The sequence below is a fragment of the Nonomuraea sp. NPDC049784 genome (assembly GCF_040659615.1).
Lineage (GTDB): Bacteria > Actinomycetota > Actinomycetes > Streptosporangiales > Streptosporangiaceae > Nonomuraea.
In genome coordinates, this window is the sequence record NZ_JBFAMX010000181.1 from 1 (window position 1) to 18,063 (window position 18,063).

Below are 18,063 nucleotides of genomic sequence, written 5' to 3' on the forward strand. Positions count from 1 at the left end.
CGATCCGCACCCACGCCTTGTCGGTCAGCTCACCACGTCGCACCACGATCGACCATTCAAGCGTGCATGTTGATCATTTGTCAGACACTCCCTAGCTGAGGTCACCCGTGAGGTGGGCTTGGGCGATCTTGCGGAAGGCCGCCACGAGACGGCTACGGTCGTCGGCGCGGCTCGCCAGTACGACATGGCTTGGCTCGACGCCCTCCAGCGGCACCGCGGTGAGGTCGGGGCGCAGGCTGCCGGCACGGAGGCCGGCCACGATGGCCACGGCCTGTCCGGCGGCGATGAGTTCGAGCTTGTCCTCGATGGCGTCGATGAGTGGACCGTCGGGCGCTGGGCGTCCGTCGGGGCGTGGTTCGAGGCGCCAGAAGGCGCTCCAGGCAGGGTCGGATCGCCGTACCCGTGGCAGGGGTTCGTCGGCGATGTCATCGAGGGTGACGGATTCCTTGCCGGCCAGGCGGTGGTCGAGGGGGACCAGCAGCACCCGGGGCTCGTCGTAGAGGACCGTCACTTGCAGCTGGTCGGTGGGGAACGGCAGCCGGGTCACGGCCGCGTCCACGCGGTGATCGAGCAGGGCCGCGCGCGGTTCGTTCCAGGAAAGATGCAGGGTACGTACGTCGGCGTCCGGGTGCAGGTGGCGCAACTCGCGTACCGCCGGAGTGACGATGACGCCCGTCGTGTAGCCGATGGTGATGCGGCTGGGCTGGGCGGCGGCCCGGGTGCGCGCCGCGGCCTGGGCGGCTGAGCGCAGCAGCGCCGTGGCGTGGGGCAGGAAGACCTCGCCGGCCTCGGTGAGCCGGCTGCCTTGCGGGGTACGGTCCAGCAGGCGAGCGCCCAGTTGCTGTTCGAGCCGGCGGATCTGCCGGCTCAGGGACGGCTGCGTGAGATGCAGGACGGCGGCGGCGCGGCCGAAGTGCCGGTGCTCGGCGACGACGGTGAAGCACCGCACCAACCGCAGATCGAGGTCCACCGGGGGCAGTGGCGAGTCGGGCATACCTCCAGCCTAGCCCTCACGCGCCTTCGGCCAACGACCCCGATCCACGGCGATGACCTGCAGTGATGCACGGATCGTATCGCGCCTTGCGAAACATTCATTGGACCGGAAGCGCTCTGTGGCCGCAAGGTGGAATCACCGGCCGGCACCGTCGAAGTGCCACATCGGGCCGGTCCCCCATTTTGTGTCGAATGGAGTGCATCTTGCGCGTGTTTGTCACCGGTGCGACCGGATTCATCGGGAGTGCCATCGTCCGTGAACTGCTGGGTGCGGGGCATCAGGTTCTCGGCCTCGCCCGCTCGGACGAGGCCGCCGAGACGCTGACGGCCGCCGGCGCCGAGGTGCATCGCGGCGCCCTCGATGACCTCGACAGCCTGAGCAGCGGAGCGGCCGCTTCGGATGGCGTCATCCACACAGCCTTCATCCATGACTTCTCCGACTTTCCGGCCGCCGTCCAGGCGGATCGGCGCGCTATCGAGGTGCTGGGCGAGGCGCTGGCGGGATCCGACCGGCCGTTCGTCATCACCTCGGGGACCGGCGGGCTCACGCCGGGCCGCCTCGCGACGGAAGAGAGCGTGCCCGATCCCGGGGCGTTCGCGGAGCTCCGGTTCGCCTCGGAAGAGGCGGCGCTGTCGTTCGCCGGGCGCGGCGTGCGCGTCTCGGTGGTGCGACTCCCGCCGTCGGTGCACGGCGAGGGCGATCACGGCTTCGTCCCGCAGCTCATCGGCATCGCCCGGGCCAAGGGCGTTTCCGCCTACCCGGGCGACGGGTTCAACCGCTGGCCGACCGTGCATCGGCTCGACGCCGCGCATCTGTTCCGGTTGGCCCTGGAGTCAGCGCCCGCGGGCGTGCGACTGCATGGGGTCGGTGACGAGGGTGTGCCGGTTCGGGACATCGCCGAGGTCATCGGCCGGCATTTGTCGCTGCCGGTGACGGCCGTTCCCGTTGAGGAGGCAGACGGCCATTTCGGGTTCGTCGGCTTCGTCTTCTCGCTGGACGTCCCGGCCTCGAGCACCGTGACCCAGAAGCAGTTGGACTGGCATCCCGCACAGCCCGGCCTCATCGCGGACCTCGACGAAGGCCACTACTTCAACAACTAGACGAGCAGCCCTCAGATATCGAGAGAGACGAAGACGTGTCCACACCCACAGCCCTGATCACCGGCGGAACCAGCGGAATCGGCAAGGCCACCGCCGCACTGCTCCATCAACGCGGATACCAGGTGATCGTTACCGGGCAGAACCCCGACACCATCGCCGCGGCCGAGAAAGAACTCCCGGAAGAAATCGTCGTAGTACGCGCCGACGCCCGATCATTGGCCGACACCGATCGCGTCGCCGAAGAAATCCGGGAGCGCTTCGGCACGCTCGACGCGCTGTTCCTCAACGCCGGAATCGTCCGGCCACAACCGATCGAGGCCTTCGACGAAGCCACCTATGACGACCTGTTCAACGTCAACGTCAAAGGCCAGTTCTTCACCCTCCAAAAGGTTCTGCCCCTGCTCAACGATGGAGGATCCATCGTCTTCAACATCGGAATCGGCGCCACCAGAGGAATCCCCAACGGGTCCGTCACCGTCGCCACCAAGGGAGCCCTCCTTTCCCTCGTGCCGTCCCTCGCTCTCGAGCTGGCGCCCCGGCGGATTCGGGTCAACGCCATCAGCCCCGGACCGGTCGACACCGGAATCTGGGCCAAACAAGGACTCCCGCCCGAAGCGTTGGAAGAGCTCGCCACCACCACGGCCTCCCGGGTTCCCCTCGGGAGGTTCGGGACCAGCGAAGAGATCGCCGAAGTCGTAGCGTTCCTCGCCTCGAAAGCGGCCGGTTTCATCACCGGAGAGAACATCGTCGTCGGCGGTGGATCGGGGATCGGCGCCTAGCGAGGGAAAGCAGGCGACCAGGCGATCACATGGTGATGACGATCTTGCCCCGGGCGTGTCCGGTCTCCAGGTGGGTCATGGCTTCGGCCACCTCGCTCAGCGGGTACGTCCGGTCCACGACCGGGGTGACCTCGCCGGCCTCTATGAGCTCGCACAGCGCGTCCAGATCCGCCGCCTTCGGCCGTGTCACGAAGTTGGCCGTCTTCTTACGCCCGACCAGCGACAGCAGCAGAGCCGTGACAATACGCCCCATCGGCCCGATCCAGCGCCCCCCGGTGCCGCTGTTGGGGACGAACGTCCCGGTGGGGGCGAGCACGCGCCGGCAGTCGGCCAGCGACCGGTTCCCCACGTTGTCCAGCAGCAGGTCGTAGCGGCCCTCGGCGCGGGCGAAGTCCGACGTGGAGTAGTCGATGACGTGGTCCGCGCCGATCGCCCGGACCAGCTTCACATTGGAGTTCCCGCACACGCCGGTCACCTCCGCGCCCAGCGCCTTGGCGATCTGTACGGCGAACGTCCCGACGCCCCCCGCGGCCCCGTTGACCAGCACCCTGTCCCCGGCCCGCACCCGGCCGCGCAGCGCCTCCAGTGCGGTGACCGCCGCCGTCGGCACCGCCGCCGCCTGCTCGAACGTCAGCCCGGCCGGCTTCCTCGCCACCGCCCCGTCATGACGGATGCTGACATATTCGGCCAGGGCGCCGACGGCACAGCCGAACACCTCGTCCCCCAGCCGCCAAGAGGTGACGTTCCTGCCCACCATCTCCACATGACCCGCCAGGTCGGTGCCGAGCATGGGCACTTTGGGACGCGTCAGGCCCGCCATCGCCCGGAAGATGTACGGCGCGCCCCGCATGAAGTGCCGGTCTCCGGCGTTGACCGAGGCCGCCCGTACCCGGATCAGCACCTCGTCGTCGCCGACCGCCGGCGTGTCGACGTCCTCCAGCCTGAGGACGGCAGGCGGGCCGTAGGCGTGGTACCTGATGGCCTTCATCCGGCGGTCCGCATGATCTGCTCGATCGACGTCGCCCGGGTGTGCAGCTCGGTCAGCACGAATGCGGCCGAGATCGGCACCGCGATGCAGAGGGTCGCCTCGGGCCACGAGGTCATCAGGATGCTCCTTGAATCCGGGACCCGGCTCCGGGTCCGGCATGGCGAATGTCTTGGCCGCCTCGGCAGGCGCCGAAGCGGCCAGTCAGCTCGGCCACTGTCACCACTTCCCGCCATATGTAAGACTTTTCTTTCACATGAAAACGTAACATGTCGCGATGACGTCGGCAACGGGGAGAAATCAGGGGCTCGTGGAGTGACGTCCTGAAGACGAATGACTTCGAGCACGGGGCGCGTTCGGCGCCTGCCGGCAGGGCGCAGACGCGAGTTTTCTGACCGCTGAGCAGGACGAGCGCGCTCGTTTCTGCCCAGGTGCAGCCGCGAGACAGCTCGGCCATGGAACGTTCCCACGTCGTCACGTTGCGGACCCGGACCTGGTCGCCGGGGCGGGCACGGCCGGACCCATTCGGCGAACTTCCGGATCGCGTCGTCCGACTTGGGCGAATACCCGGCGGCCATCTGGAAGGTGTGCAGTTGCTCGGGGAAACCGACACCCCAGCTTGGTGTGTACGGTTTACCCCATGCGGTTCGGGGTGCTCGGCCCATTGGTCGTGTGGGACGGCGAGGGACACGAGATCAGGGTCCCCGAGGCGAAGGTCCGGGCGTTGCTCGCCGATCTACTGGCGCACGAAGGTCGGCTGGTCTCCGCCGATCGGCTCATCGACGACCTGTGGGGCGAGGAACCGCCGAACAACCCGGCCAATGCCCTCCAGGCCAAGGTCTCCCAGCTGCGCCGGACTCTTGGCCGCGACCGTGTGCTGCACCAGGCGCCCGGCTACCGGCTGCGCGTCGACGACGCCGAGGACGAGATCGACTCGCGCCTCTTCCACTCCTTGGTGAGCGAGGCCCGCCAGGCCGGCGACCCTCTGACGAGAGCCGCGCTGCTCACCGAGGCTCTGAAGCTGTGGCGGGGGCCCGCGTTCGCTGACTTCGCCGACGAGGAGTTCGCGCGCACGGCGGCGCACCGCCTGGCCGAACAGCGCCTTGCCGTCGTGGAGGAGCAGGCCGAGGCCCGCCTCGAAACGGGCGACCGTACCCTGCTGATCGGGGAGCTCGCGGGCCTGGTGGCCCGCCATCCGCTGCGGGAGCGGTTGCGCGCCGTCCAGATGCGGGCCTTGTACCTGGCCGGTCGCCAGAGCGAGGCGCTGGAGTCGTACGCCGAGCTGCGTGATCGGCTGGCAGAGGAGCTGGGGCTCGACCCTGGTCCGGAACTGGCCGCGTTGCACTCCGCGATCCTGCGCCAGGACCTGTCCCTGGCTCTCGACACCGGCGCGGGTCCCGGCGCCGTCCCGGTCGGTGCCGCGGCGGCGGGCGACGGTCGCCCCCGGTCGAATCTGCCTGCCCCGCTCACCACGCTGGTCGGTCGCGCACCGTCCGTGGCGGAGGTCGTACGGCTCCTCGGCACCGCACGCCTGGTCACGCTCACCGGAACGGGCGGCGTCGGCAAGACGCGACTTGCCGTGGAGGTCGGCGCGCGGCTCGCCGGGGACGTACCCGACGGGGTGTGGCTTGTCGAGTTCGCCGGTCACACGGGTGAATTGGCGGACCTCGTAGCGGTGGTCGCGGTGGTGCTCGGTGTCCGGGACGACGTGCCCTCCAGCCTCGGGGTGCCTCACTCACTCGCCGACCGGCTCATTGCGGCCCTGCGCGACCGCCGGATCGTGCTCGTCCTGGACAACTGCGAACACATCGTCGAACCGGCGGCCGAGCTCGCGGAGCTGCTGTTGCGTGCCGCGCCTGGACTGCGGATCCTGACCACGAGCCAGGAGCCGCTGGGCCTGGCGGGCGAAGCGGTGTTCCTTGTCGAGCCGCTCGAAGCGGCCGACGCGGTGCGGCTGTTCGCCGAGCGTGCCGTCGCGGCGGCCCCCGGCTTCTCGCTCGACGCGGCCAACCAGGGCTCCGTCGCGGAGATCTGCCACCGGCTCGACGGCATTCCGCTCGCCCTCGAACTCGCCGCCACCCGGGTCCGGGCCCTTGGCGTGGACGAGCTCGCCGCGCGCCTCGGTGACCGGTTCCGGCTGCTCACCCATGGGCAGCGCGGCGCACCGGCGCGTCAGCAGACCTTGCGGGCAGCGATCGACTGGAGCTGGGAACTGCTCACCACACCTGAGCGTGCCGTGCTGCGCCGCCTCGCCGTGCACGCCGACGGCTGCACCCTGGACGCCGCGGAAGCCGTGTGCGCAGGTGACCCGGTGCCGTGCGAGGAGGTTCTCGACCTGGTCACCCGGCTCGTCGACCGGTCACTGGTCGTCATGGTCAACGGACCGACGGGTCCCCGCTATCGGCTGCTCGAATCCGTGACCGTGTACGCGATGGAGCGCCTGAGAGATGCGGCAGAAATCGACGATGTACGTGACCGCCACCTGCACCACTACCTGGACCTGGCCGAGCAGGCCGAGCCCCATCTTCGCGGTCCCGCGCAGCAGGCCTGGCTCAGCCGCCTCGACGCTGAGGCGGCCAACCTGCGCTCGGCGCTACACGAGGCGGTACGGCGGGCCGCGACGGCCGAGACCGTGCGCCAAGAAGCGGTACGCCTCGCCACTGCGCTGGCCTGGTGGTGGCTGCTGCGAGGCCGTCTGAGCGAGGCGGCCCGCACCCTGTCGGCGGTACTCGCCGTCGCCCCCGAGTCCGCGGAGCTCCGCGAGCTGCGGGGTGCGTTCACGTTGCTGACCGGGGACCGCTCCCAGGCGTGGCTGGGCCCCGACTCGACCGGCGGGAATCCGATACGGCGCGGCCGGGCCGTGTGGCTGTACGCGTACGGGCTGTTCAACGGCGGTGATCCCGCCGCCAGCAGTGAGATCAACGCCCGGGCGCTGGACCTCTTCGCCGCGGCCGGTGACCAGTGGGGCACCGCCGCCGCTCTCGGGCTGCGCGCCATGCACGCGCTGATCCAGGGTGACCTCGCCGGCATCGAGCGGGACGGTCTGCGCAGCGCCGAGTTGTTCCGCGCGTTCGGGGACCGCTGGGGCGAGATGCAGACTGTGCAGCCGCTCGCCGCGCTCGCCGAGATCAAGGGCGACTACGCGGAGGCCTGGCGCCTGCAGAGTGAGGGGCTGCGCATCGCGCAGGAACTCAGGCTGGAGAGTGAGATCTGTGCGCGCTACTCCGGCCTCGGCCGGCTGGCGCTGCTCACCCGGGAGTGGGACAAGGCTCGTGAGCTGCATGAGCGTGCCCTACGGCTGTCAGCCGAGCTGGGCTACAAGTACGGCGAGGTCCACGCGGAGATGGGGCTCGCCCTCGGCGAACGCCGCTCCGGCGACCTCGACGCCGCCGAGGCGCGTCTGCTGCGCATCCGCGACTCCAACGCCGCTCTGTCCTCGAAGGCCGGCGACCATCTGCTCCTCGCGGAGCTCGGATTCGTCGCCGAACTGCGCGGTGACGAATCTCAGGCGGCGATCCGCCACCTTCTCAGCTTGGAAGTCGCATGCTCCCTTGAGGAACCGCGCGCCATGGCCCTGTCTCTGGAGGGCCTCGCGGGGGCGGCGGCGCTTCACGGGGACGCGGATCGAGCCAGGTGCGCGGCCCTGCTGCTCGGCGCGGCGGATGCGGCCCGCCGGAGCGTGGGCGCTCCGCTGCCGCCGGCCGAGCGCGGCGACGTCGAGCGGATCACGACGGCGACGACGGCCGCCCTGGGCGAGGCCGCCTTCTCCGAGGCATTCCGGCAGGGCACGGACCTGACCCCGGAGGAGGCCGCGTACGCTGCCCGGGCAGCTCTTTCTCCTGTGTGCTGAACTGTCGGCGGCCCGGGCGTCATGCCTCATCCCGGACTTCGAGGGGCTCCGGCGTCGGCGATGCGACCATGTCGGTGATGGTCATATCGCGGCGTGCTGGAGCGTCCCGGCTCGGTGGCGGGCGGTGGTCAGCGCTGGGTAGTCGGTGTAGCCCGTCTCTCCGCCCGTGTAGAACATGCCTTCCTCTCGAAGCGGATTGAGCGGCGCACCGGTGCGGAGCCGTTGGACCAGGTCGGGATTGGCCAGGAACCCCCGACCGAGGGAGATGAGGTCGGCTCCTGCGGCCAGCAGCTGCTCGCCCTTGTCCTTGCCGCCGTCGGCCGGGAACGGGCCTGGCCAGGGCAGCGCCGGGTTGGCGATCAGCGTGCCCGGCCACATATCGCGGATGGTGCGGAAGAGGGGCTGGTCGGGGCTGGCGAAGACGACGTGCAGATAGGCCAGGCCCGCGGGTGCCAGTGCGTCGATGAGTGCGGGGTAGATGTTGTCGGTGTCGCCTTCGTCCATGCCGTTGACGGGGACTGCGGGGGAGATGCGCACGCCCACCCGGTCGGCGCCGATCGCCTCGGTGACGGCCTGCGCCACCTCGACCGCGAAGCGGATGCGGCCGGTGACCGGGCCGCCGTAGGCGTCGTTGCGGTGGTTGGTGTTCTGGGCCAGGAACTGGTGCAGGAGGTAGCCGTTGGCCGCGTGCACCTCCACTCCGGCAAATCCCGCCGCGATGGCGTTGCGGGCGGCGGCGGCGAAGTCGGCAACGGTGGCGTCGATCTCCCGCAGGCTCATCGGTTGGGGCACGACGGCGCTCTGGCGCCCGCTGGGAGTGACGATGGTGTCCGGGAGCGGTACCGCCGAGGGCGCTATCGGCGTCAGCCCGCTGTTGTCGGGGTGGCCGACGCGGCCGCCGTGCTGCACTTGCAGGAACATCCGCCCGCCCGCGGCGTGTACGGCGTCCGTGACCTGTCGCCATCCGGCCACGTGCGCCTGATCGTAGATGGCGGGGATGTTGGGGTAGGTCTGGCCGACGGCGTTCGGGGTGGCCGCCTCAGCGATGATCAGCCCGGCGGAGGCGCGTTGCGCGTAGTAGGTCGCCATGATCGGTTCCGGGACGCCGTCCGCGGCTGCGCGGTTGCGGCTCATCGGCGCCATCACCAGCCGATTGGGCAGACGTAGATCGCCCAGCTCAGCGGGTTCGAACAAGCGGGACACCTGTGAAGGGCCCGTCCCGATGGGCGCGGCCTCGTCCCTCCATGCGTACTCGGTCATGCTCTGCTCCCTGCATCGTGTTCGTTACTGCTGACAGGGACGACTGTGCTCGTGGACGCTTCGGAAACGCTGATGGTCTGCTGATGAGGTGTTCTCATGGCACCACCCGGGCCACCTGCCGGCTGCGTAAGGCGGCACGCCGGCAGCGGTCCTCTTGGGTGAGGCTCTGTGGGGCAGGTGATGTCGCCTCTCACCGCGCGGCGCAGGGGGGCGGGGTGAGCCTGGTCAACATCGGCGTCGGCCCGTCGAACGCCAAGACCATCACCGACCACCTCGCCGTGCTGCGGCCCGATACGATGATCATGATCGGGCACTGCGGAGGACTGCGGAATCACCAGGCACGGGGCGACTTCGTGCTCGCCACCGCCTATCAGCGAGCCGACCATGTGCTCGACGAGGTGCTGCCGACCGACATCCCCGTCATCCCCAACCACCGCCTCAACACGTTCCTGCTCGACAGCCTCGACGCCGCGGGCGCTCGCTACCGTCTGGGCGTCGTGCACACCACCGACAACCGGAATTGGGAGTTCAACCAACGCCGGACCCTGACCATGATTAAAGGCGCCCGCAGCATCGCGGTCGACATGGAATCCGCGACGATCGCCGCCAACGGCTTCCGCTACCGCATTCCCAATGCGACCCTGCTGTGCGTCTCGGACAAGCCACTGCACGCCGACCCGAAACTCTCCGGCGGGGCGCAGTTTTTCTACGAGGCGAGTAAACGTCGTCACCTGGGCATAGCGCTGGCAGCACTCGATCGGGTGCGGCGGGAATACCCGAACGGGCTCCCCAATCAGGACCTCCGCGCAGCGGACGAACCGCTGCTCGGCGCCGACGCCGAGCGGCAGTACGCAGAAGAAGCGGGATTCCGTGATCAGTGACCGGGGCGTTCCGGCTGCGGTCGGTCGCCGCCGCGCTTGATGACCGCATCGAGCGCGGCCTGGGAGGTGAGCAGCCTGCTGATCACCTCTTCGATGCGGGTGCGCTCGCCGTGCAGGCGCTGGAGCGCGCCGGTGCAGACGGGTGTGGGTGGTTCGCCGCGCACGCAGGTGCCCAACTCGGCGATCGTAGCCGTGGACAGCCCGGCGGCCAGGAGCCCGCGGATACGCCGGACAATCGCGATGTCCTTTTCGGCGTATACGCGGTAGCCGTTCGCGGCGCGCTGCGGCTCCAGCAGCCCCTGCTTTTCGTAGTAGCGCAGCAACTGCTGGTCGACCCCGGTCCGTTCGGCCAGTTCCCCGATACGCATGCCACCCGCCCCCAGCACTTGACCTTGTAACACATTACAAGCCCTACCGTCGCCTCTGAGCATCCAAGCCACACGCATGGGGATACGGAGAAAGTAATGAGCGATGTTTTCGTCGCCGGGGCGACAGGAAACCTGGGAAGCCAGATCGTCGCGGGACTGCGGCGCGAACAAGTGCGGGTCCGAGCGCTGGTGCGGCCCGAGAGTGGACGGGGCGGGAGTGGCGGGAGCCGGTGGTCCGCCTGTTCAGCCTGATCCAGACGGGCGACAACCTCCGCTACGGCGCCGGATACCTTGTCATCGTCACGCTGGCGCAGGGCGTCGGCGCGACACCGACACAGATAGGCCTGATCTTCTCGGGTGCGGCAATCGGCGCCTTGGTCGGATCGCTCCTGGCGGATCGGCTCGCCTGTCGCTTCGCGCTGGGACGGATCGCGGTGACGATGTTATGGGTAGAGGCGCTGACGTTCCCCTTCTACGCCGCTGCTCCCAACGCACTGCTGCTCGGCTTGATCGCGGGTGCCGAATCGATGATCGCGCCCATCTGTTCCGTGACCATCACCACCCACCGCCTCAACGCCACTCCCGACCATCTGCGCGGACGCACCTCGGCGGCCGTGTCCACCCTCACCATGGGCGCGCTGTCACTGGGCACCATGCTGAGCGGAGAAATGATAGCCCTCATGGGCGCACATGCGGTGGCCCTCGCCCTTGCCGCCTGGCTCGCCGTCCTCGCGCTCTTCGCCACGGTCAACCGCCACGTACGCAACGCCAACACATCCAATGTCATGGTCGGCCGGGGTGCCGGGGGGCGCCGTCCGCCAGACGGCTCGTAGCTCAGGACGATTCGGCAAGACGGCCGCCGGGCGGGTGCAGGGCTGGGCGGCCTCTGCTCCTCGACCTGGCCGCCCCGTGCGCCAGCGTCAGCGGTGAATCCGGTACGTCGAAGCTCAGGTCGGGCCTCATCCGATGGCCTCGCGAGATCAGCTCGGGAGACAGGTCCACCCCCGGACACGTCCGAGAAGCCGTCCCGGTACGCGACCTGGCTACCAAGATCCTTCATGCGGGTACAGCATAGGGCCCCGCAAACCTCCAGGAACTTGAGCCCCGCAGGTAGTCGCCGGCCCCTCCTGGCACGCGTGGACGCGTGCTCGAGGACGTCACCACCCTCGGTATCCTGGGAGTTTCGGCCGGCCTGGCCGGAGCCATCGCCGCCCACCCCCAAGGCTCAGCCGACGCCGGACCGGACCCTAAGATCCACCTTGACCCTCGGCGATGACTTCAAGGGAGCTTCAGCGTGACCGATCCAGAATCGCGGCGGCTGACCGCGCCCGACCACGCGACTCTGGCCGCGGTGGAGGCCGCCGTGCCGGGGATCGCCCGGACCAGGGCGAGTGATCGGCTCGGGATGGCGCACGACGCCTCGCACTACCTGCTCACGCCGCAGGCTGTGCTGGTGCCCGAGAGCGCTGAGCAGGTGGCGGCGCTGCTGCGCGCCGGCCTGCCGGTGACCTTCCGTTCGGGCGGCACCAGCCTGAGCGGGCAGGCGGTGAGCGAGCGCCTGCTGGTCGACACCCGCCGGCACTTCCGCGCCGTCGAGGTGCTGGAGGGCGGGGCGCGGGTGCGGGTGCAGCCTGGCGCGGTGCTGCGGCAGATTAATGCCCGCCTCGCCCCGTACGGCCGCAAGCTGGGGCCGGACCCGGCCAGTGAGTCGGCGTGCACGATCGGCGGTGTCGTCGCGAACAACTCCAGCGGCATGACCTGCGGCACGCACGCCAACACCTACCGCACCCTGGAGTCGATGACTCTGGTGCTGCCCAGCGGCACCGTGATCGACACCGCAGCGCCCGACGCCGACGATCGGCTGCGCGCCCTGGAGCCCGACCTCACCAAGGGCCTGGAACGGCTGCGCGACCGCGTCCGCGGCAACCCGGACTCGGTGCGCCGCATCACCGCCCAGTTCTCGCTCAAGAACACCATGGGCTACGGCCTCAACAGCTTCCTCGACCACGACTCGCCCGCGCAGATCCTCGCCCACCTGATCATCGGCAGCGAGGGCACGCTGGGCTTCGTCGCCGAGGCGGTGCTGCGCACAGTCCCCGCCCACCCCCTGGCCGCCACCGGCCTGCTCATCTTCCCCACCCTGCGCCAGGCCATGGCCGCGATGCCCGGCCTGGTCGCCGCCGAGCCCGCCGCCGTCGAACTGCTGGACGCCGAATCGCTGCGGGTGGCCCAGAGCGACCCCAAGGCCGACGACCTGCTGCGCACCCTGGCCGTGCACGACCACGCCGCGCTGCTGATCGAATGGCAGGAATCCGACGCCGATCTGCTCGGCAAACGCGAACGCGCCGCCGAGATGCTGTTCCCGCAGCTGGGGCTGGCCGCCCCGGCCCGCCTCAGCAGGGACACCGGCGGCCGGGCCGCGCTGTGGCACATCCGCAAGGGTCTGTACGCCTCCGTCGCCGGCGCCCGCCCCACTGGCACCACCGCCCTGCTGGAGGACGTCGCCGTGCCGGTGTCCGCCCTGGCCGACCTGTGCGACGAGTTGACCGACCTGTTCGCCAAACACCACTACGAGCGCAGCGTCATCTTCGGCCACGCCAAGGACGGCAACCTGCACTTCATGCTCAACGAGCGCTTCGACACCGGCCTGCAGCGCTACGCCGACTTCACCCACGACATGGTCGAGGCCGTCCTGGGCCGGGACGGCACGCTCAAGGCCGAACACGGCACCGGCCGCGTCATGGCCCCCTTCGTCCGCCGCCAGTACGGCGAGGAGCTGTATGAGGTGATGCGCGAGGTCAAACGCCTGTGCGACCCCGCAGGCACCCTCAACCCCGGCGTCGTCCTCACCGACGACCCGCACGCACACCTGCGCGACCTCAAAACCGTCCTGCCCGTCGAGCCCGAGGTCGACCGGTGCGTCGAATGCGGCTACTGCGAACCCGTCTGCCCCAGCCGCGACCTCACCACCACCCCCCGCCAGCGCATCGTCCTACGCCGCGAGCTGGCCGCCGCCCAAGCCGCCGGCGACCACACACTCGCCCGCCACCTCGAGACCGAGTACGGCTACGACGCCGTCGACACCTGCGCCGTGGACGGCATGTGCGCCACCGCCTGCCCCGTCCTCATCAACACCGGCGACCTGACCAAACGCCTGCGCGCAGAACGGCACGGGAGCCTGGCGCAGAAGGGCTGGAAGAGCGCCGCCCGCCACTGGGACGGCATCACCCAGGCGATGAACCTGGCCCTGGACACCGCCGCCGCCACCCCACCCCGGCTCGCCGAAGGCGCCGCCAAGACCGCCCGTGCCCTCACCAGCCCCGACACCATCCCCCAATGGACCCGCGACCTGCCCCGCGGCGGCACGCGCCGCCGCCCCGCCCCGGCCGCCGACCCCGACGCCGTCTACCTGCCGTCCTGCCTGAACACCCTGTTCGCCCCCGCCGACGACGGCCCCGGGGTCATGACCGCCTTCCAACGCCTGGCCGAACGCGCCGCCCTGCGCCTGCACATCCCGAAAGAGATCGCGAGCCTGTGCTGCGGCACACCCTGGTCCTCCAAGGGCTACACCGACGGCCACCAAGCCATGGGCCGACGCGTCCGCGACACCCTCCTACAAGCCACCGACGGCGGCCGCATCCCCGTCGTCAGCGACGCCGCCTCCTGCACCGAGGGCTACAGCCACCTCATCCCCGACCTCAACGTGCTCGACGCGGTCGCCTACACCGCCGAACACATCCTGCCCCGCCTATCCACCCCGGCCCGCCGCCTGCCCACCCTCGCCCTGCACCCCACCTGCTCCTCCACCCGCCTCGGCCTGGACACCGCCATCACCCGCATCGCCCAGACCATCGCCGAGCAGGTCGTGGTCCCCGACGGCTGGCAGTGCTGCGCCTTCGCCGGCGACCGCGGCCTCCTCCATCCGGAACTGACCGCCTCGGCCACCCACGCCGAAGCCGCCTCCGTGACAGCCGGCGACTACACCGCACACGCCTCACTCAACCGCACCTGCGAACTCGGCCTCACCCGCGCCACCGGCAAGCCCTACCATCACCTGCTCGAACTCCTCGACCAAGCCACCGCCTGACAACGCGAGCCGTCCGATCCCCAGGCACCTGCCAGGCTCGGCCGGACCGCGCGACGTACGGATGGAGATCATGCGCCAGGCGGGGCGGTGCTGCCGCGGACCACGAGCTCGGGAGTGGGAGCCTGCACCGCGCGGGGCTCCGGACGCTCGGCCATCACGTGGAGCGGCTTCGTCGCCGTGAACATGCCCAGCGCGTACGTGTCGCGCCTCAGGGCGGTGATCGGGGGATGCGGCAGGCGGGTGAGGATGGAGTCGTCGAAGGAGACGATGGACACGTCGCCGGGGACTGACACGGCCATCTCGGTGGCCACGACGGTGCTGCGAGGCGACTGATCGTGAAGGCGCGGGGCGCCGCGGCGGTCGTAACCCGATGACGGTCGCGGCGCCCCCCGTTCAGGCGAAGATCTCACATGCCGCCGTCTTCCCCGCCGGACGTCAGAGCTTGCCGAGCGCGCGGGCCAGGATGGTGGCGGTCTTCGCGATGGCCTTGTTGTCGGTGGCGAGGCCCGGGGTGCGGTTGGTGTAGATCGCCATGAAGATGGGAGCGGCCCCCTCCTGAGGCCAGATGACCGCGATGTCGTTACCGCCGCCGAATCCGTCGGAGTTGGTGCCCGTCTTGTCGGCGATCGTCCAGGTCTTGGGCAGGCCGGCCCGGATGCGCTCGCCGCCGGTCTTGTTCGCGAGCAGCCAGGCGATGAGCTGCTCGCGGTCCTTGGCGTGCAGCGCCTCCCCAGTCGTGAGCACGCGCAGGTCGCGGCCGATGGCCGCGGGTGTGGTGGTGTCGCGCTTCTCCTTGGGGGTCCAGTCGTTGAGTTCGGGGTGCCAGCGATCCATACGGGAGATCGGGTCCTTCAGCGTACGGAAGTACTTCGTCAGGCCGGCGGGCCCGCCGATCAGCTTGAGCAGCAGGTTGGACGCGGTGCCGTCGCTCTGGGTGACGGCCGCCTCGCACAACTGGGCGACGGTCAGGCCGTCTTTGACGTGCTTCTCGGTGACCGGCGAGTTGGGCTTCATGTCGGCGGCCGTCCACTTGACGAGCTTGCTCATCAGGCCGGGCTGGGAGGTGCGCGCCTTGTGCAGCACAGCCGCGCAGAGGGGCGCCTTGAAGGTGGACAACATCGGGAAGCGCTCACCCGCCCGGTATGTCACCGTCTTGCCGGTGGCGGTGTCGACCGCGTACGCGCCGATGCGGCCCTTGAAGGACACCTCCAGCTCGCGCAGATCTTTCCTGGCCAGAGCCTCACCCGAAACCGCGACCGCGACCGCTGAGGACGCCGCCACCGTCGCGGCCGAGGCTGTGCCCGCCCTGAGGGCGCCACCGGGCAGGAGGGAGATCGCCAGAGCGGTCACGGGCAACGCTGCGGCGACGCGGCGGGGGCGGAGGTATCGCATGTCAACTCCTTGCTGCGGCCTGTCAGAGATCAGGAGCAAACCAGATGCGATCAAGCGATGTCTAATAGCGATATCGGGAATGAATCGATATTGGTTCCTACATGAGTGCTGGTCCGGCGCTCAGGTGGTGGGGACGCCACCGCGAGCCTCCTGAGTGCCCGATGCGGTTTGCCGAAGTGGCAACACGATTATGTGGCGGTCTCCCGCCCACCGGATGATTCATCCGGAAAGCGGGTCGATGGTTCGGCTCGACGCGTGAGGATGCTTTGGGGGAATCGATGTCGCAGCCTGTTTCGGTCACAAGGGTCACACATCACCTGATCCCGTCGCCCGCCGGCCGTATCCACCTGGTGGAGCAGGGCTCCGGGCCGCTGGTGCTGCTGGTGCACGGGTTCCCCGAGTTCTGGTACTCGTGGCGCCACCAGCTTCCGGTGCTGGCCGCGGCCGGTTACCGGGCGGTCGCCGTCGACGTCCGCGGCTACGGCCGGTCCTCCAGGCCCGAGGACGTGGCCGCGTACCGGATGCTCGACCTGATCGAGGACAACGTCGCCGTGGTACACGCCCTGGGCGAGCAGAGGGCGGTGATCGTGGGCCACGACTGGGGCGCGACCATCGCCGCGAACTCCGCCCTCGTCACGCCCGACGTCTTCCGCGCGGTCGGGCTGCTGAGCGTGCCGTACGCCCCGCGCGGCGGGCCGCGCCCCAGCGAGGTCTTCGCGAACATGGGCGGAGAGGAGGAGTTCTACGTCAGCTATTTCCAGGAACCCGAGCGGGCGGAAGCCGAGATCGAACCGGACGTCCGCGGCTGGCTCGCCGGCTTCTACGCGGCCCTGTCCGCCGACACCATGCCGCCTGCCGGCTCCCCGGACCCGCACTTCGTGTCCCGGGGCGGGACCCTGCGCGGACGCTTCCCCGCCGGTCGGCTACCCGCCTGGCTCAGCGAGGACGACCTGGATGTCTACGCCGCGGAGTTCGAGCGGACCGGCATGAGCGGGGCGCTCAACCGCTACCGGAACATGGACAGGGACTGGGAAGACCTGGCCGACTTCGACGGTGCCCCCATCACTCAGCCGTCGCTGTTCATCGGCGGTGCGCTGGACGCCTCCACCACCTGGATGACCGGCGCCATCCAGGCATACCCCACCACTCTGCCCGGCCTGACCTCCTCCCACATTCTCGACGGCTGCGGCCACTGGATCCAGCAGGAGCGCCACGAGGAGGTCAACGAGATCCTGACCGGCTGGCTCGCCTCCCTGCCCGCTTGAACGGCCCTCCACCCGGCGGGAAGCCCTCTTATACGCGGCAGATATACACTCAGAGTATAGTCTCCTGGCATGAGCGTCCCTCTTGCGTTGCTCGGCCTCCTTGAGCGGCAGCCGAGCCACGGCTACGACCTGAAACGCGACTACGACACCTACTTCGGCGGGGGCAAGCCGCTGCCCTTCGGCCAGGTGTATTCGACGCTCGCCCGCCTGGCCAGGGACGGCAAGGTCACCGCCGGGCAGAGCGAGCCGGGCGACGGTCCGGACCGCAAGCGCTATGCCATCACCCCGATCGGCAAGGGCGAGGTCGAGGCGTGGCTGGCCGAGCCGGTCGCGGCCGAGCCGTACCTGCAGACGGTGCTGTTCACCAAGGTCCTGCTCGCCCTCATGCTGGGCCGCGACGCCGCCGGCTATCTGGACGCCCAGCGCGCGACGCATCTGCGACGCATGCGGGAGCTGACCGAGATCAGGCGCGAAGGCGCGCTGATCGACATGCTCCTCGCCGACCATGCCCTGTTCCGGCTGGAGGCCGACCTGCGGTGGATCGACGTCACCCAGGCCCGGCTGGGGTCGCTGGCGGAGACGGTGCGCAACTCGTGATCGTCAACGCTCTCCTACGCGCCGAGGGGATCAGCCGCTCGTACGGCAACACGCCCGCGCTGCTGGAGGCCAGCCTGTCGGTGACCGCGGGCGAGGTCCTGGCCATCATGGGGCCCAGCGGGTCCGGCAAGTCGACGCTGCTGCACTGCCTGGCCGGGATCTTCACCCCGGACGGCGGCGAGGTCTGGTTCGACGGGCGCCGGCTGGACACGCTCGACGACGGTCGCCGTAGCGAGCTGCGGCGCACCGCCTTCGGCTTCGTCTTCCAGTTCGGTCAGCTCGTGCCCGAGCTGACCGTGGCCGACAACGTCGCCCTGCCGCTGCTGCTCGGCCGCACCAAGCGCAAGGAGGCCTACGCGCGGGCCGCCTCCTGGCTGGAGCGGCTGGAGCTGGCCGGCCTCAGCGGCCGGCGTACTGGAGAGCTGTCCGGCGGGCAGGCGCAGCGGGTGGCCATCGCCAGAGCGCTGGTGGCGCGGCCGCGGGTCGGTTCGTCGGCGAAAACGAC

General features: G+C 69.9%; 15 protein-coding genes. 9 read left to right on the plus strand and 6 right to left on the minus strand.

Going from position 1 to position 18,063, the window contains the following annotated elements:
- Window positions 1-91: 91 nt before the first annotated feature.
- A complete protein-coding gene (locus AB0J09_RS30515; RefSeq protein WP_360698507.1) occupies window positions 92-994 on the minus strand; it encodes a LysR family transcriptional regulator in 903 nt (300 codons plus the stop codon).
- 65 nt (window positions 995-1,059) lie between these two features.
- Here AB0J09_RS30515 and AB0J09_RS30520 point away from each other — a divergent pair, with 65 nt between their 5' ends.
- Together AB0J09_RS30520 and AB0J09_RS30525 are read left to right on the plus strand one after the other, a co-directional pair.
- Window positions 1,060-2,094, plus strand: coding sequence for an SDR family oxidoreductase (locus AB0J09_RS30520; RefSeq protein WP_360698509.1), 1,035 nt, complete (start codon window positions 1,060-1,062; stop codon window positions 2,092-2,094).
- 35 nt (window positions 2,095-2,129) lie between these two features.
- Complete coding sequence (locus AB0J09_RS30525) at window positions 2,130-2,873, plus strand: SDR family oxidoreductase (protein WP_360698511.1); 744 nt, start codon at window positions 2,130-2,132, stop codon at window positions 2,871-2,873.
- Between the two features lie 25 nt (window positions 2,874-2,898).
- Here AB0J09_RS30525 and AB0J09_RS30530 read toward each other — a convergent pair whose 3' ends face one another.
- Complete coding sequence (locus AB0J09_RS30530; protein ID WP_360698512.1) at window positions 2,899-3,861, minus strand: NAD(P)-dependent alcohol dehydrogenase; 963 nt, start codon at window positions 3,859-3,861, stop codon at window positions 2,899-2,901.
- A gap of 637 nt (window positions 3,862-4,498) precedes the next feature.
- On the opposite strand from AB0J09_RS30530, the gene AB0J09_RS30535 reads away from it, so the two are divergent.
- Complete coding sequence (locus AB0J09_RS30535; RefSeq protein WP_360698514.1) at window positions 4,499-7,708, plus strand: BTAD domain-containing putative transcriptional regulator; 3,210 nt, start codon at window positions 4,499-4,501, stop codon at window positions 7,706-7,708.
- Window positions 7,709-7,789: 81 nt separating this feature from the next.
- On the opposite strand, the gene AB0J09_RS30540 is transcribed toward AB0J09_RS30535, so the two are convergent.
- Window positions 7,790-8,968, minus strand: coding sequence for an alkene reductase (locus AB0J09_RS30540; protein ID WP_360698516.1), 1,179 nt, complete (start codon window positions 8,966-8,968; stop codon window positions 7,790-7,792).
- A 215-nt stretch (window positions 8,969-9,183) separates the two neighbouring features.
- On the opposite strand from AB0J09_RS30540, the gene AB0J09_RS30545 reads away from it, so the two are divergent.
- Window positions 9,184-9,849 carry a hypothetical protein gene (locus tag AB0J09_RS30545; protein ID WP_360698518.1) on the plus strand — a complete coding sequence of 222 codons (666 nt, stop codon included), beginning with the start codon at window positions 9,184-9,186 and terminating at the stop codon, window positions 9,847-9,849.
- Here AB0J09_RS30545 and AB0J09_RS30550 read toward each other — a convergent pair.
- Window positions 9,843-10,217: a MerR family transcriptional regulator gene (locus tag AB0J09_RS30550; protein ID WP_360698520.1), complete on the minus strand. Its 375-nt coding sequence runs from the start codon at window positions 10,215-10,217 to the stop codon at window positions 9,843-9,845. The two genes, AB0J09_RS30545 and AB0J09_RS30550, sit on opposite strands and share 7 nt — an antisense overlap.
- A gap of 230 nt (window positions 10,218-10,447) precedes the next feature.
- Between AB0J09_RS30550 and AB0J09_RS30555 the strand changes: the two genes are divergently transcribed.
- Both AB0J09_RS30555 and AB0J09_RS30560 read left to right on the plus strand, forming a co-directional pair.
- Window positions 10,448-11,050, plus strand: a complete 603-nt coding sequence (locus AB0J09_RS30555; protein ID WP_360698521.1) for an MFS transporter — start codon at window positions 10,448-10,450, stop codon at window positions 11,048-11,050.
- Between the two features lie 461 nt (window positions 11,051-11,511).
- Window positions 11,512-14,304, plus strand: coding sequence for an FAD-binding and (Fe-S)-binding domain-containing protein (locus tag AB0J09_RS30560; protein ID WP_360698523.1), 2,793 nt, complete (start codon window positions 11,512-11,514; stop codon window positions 14,302-14,304).
- Between the two features lie 68 nt (window positions 14,305-14,372).
- Here the strand turns inward: AB0J09_RS30560 and AB0J09_RS30565 are convergent, their stop codons facing one another.
- Both AB0J09_RS30565 and bla read right to left on the minus strand, forming a co-directional pair.
- Window positions 14,373-14,603, minus strand: coding sequence for a substrate-binding domain-containing protein (locus AB0J09_RS30565; RefSeq protein ID WP_360698525.1), 231 nt, complete (start codon window positions 14,601-14,603; stop codon window positions 14,373-14,375).
- A 136-nt stretch (window positions 14,604-14,739) separates the two neighbouring features.
- Complete coding sequence (bla, locus tag AB0J09_RS30570) at window positions 14,740-15,696, minus strand: class A beta-lactamase (RefSeq protein WP_360698526.1); 957 nt, start codon at window positions 15,694-15,696, stop codon at window positions 14,740-14,742.
- Window positions 15,697-15,974: 278 nt separating this feature from the next.
- On the opposite strand from bla, the gene AB0J09_RS30575 reads away from it, so the two are divergent.
- The 3 genes from AB0J09_RS30575 to AB0J09_RS30585 all read left to right on the plus strand — a co-directional run.
- A complete protein-coding gene (locus tag AB0J09_RS30575; RefSeq protein ID WP_360698527.1) occupies window positions 15,975-16,961 on the plus strand; it encodes an alpha/beta hydrolase in 987 nt (328 codons plus the stop codon).
- 69 nt (window positions 16,962-17,030) lie between these two features.
- Window positions 17,031-17,558, plus strand: coding sequence for a PadR family transcriptional regulator (locus AB0J09_RS30580; RefSeq protein ID WP_360698529.1), 528 nt, complete (start codon window positions 17,031-17,033; stop codon window positions 17,556-17,558).
- Window positions 17,555-18,063 (plus strand): ATP-binding cassette domain-containing protein (locus AB0J09_RS30585; RefSeq protein WP_360698531.1); only part of this gene is annotated, 509 nt, incomplete at its 3' end. The genes AB0J09_RS30580 and AB0J09_RS30585, both read left to right, overlap by 4 nt.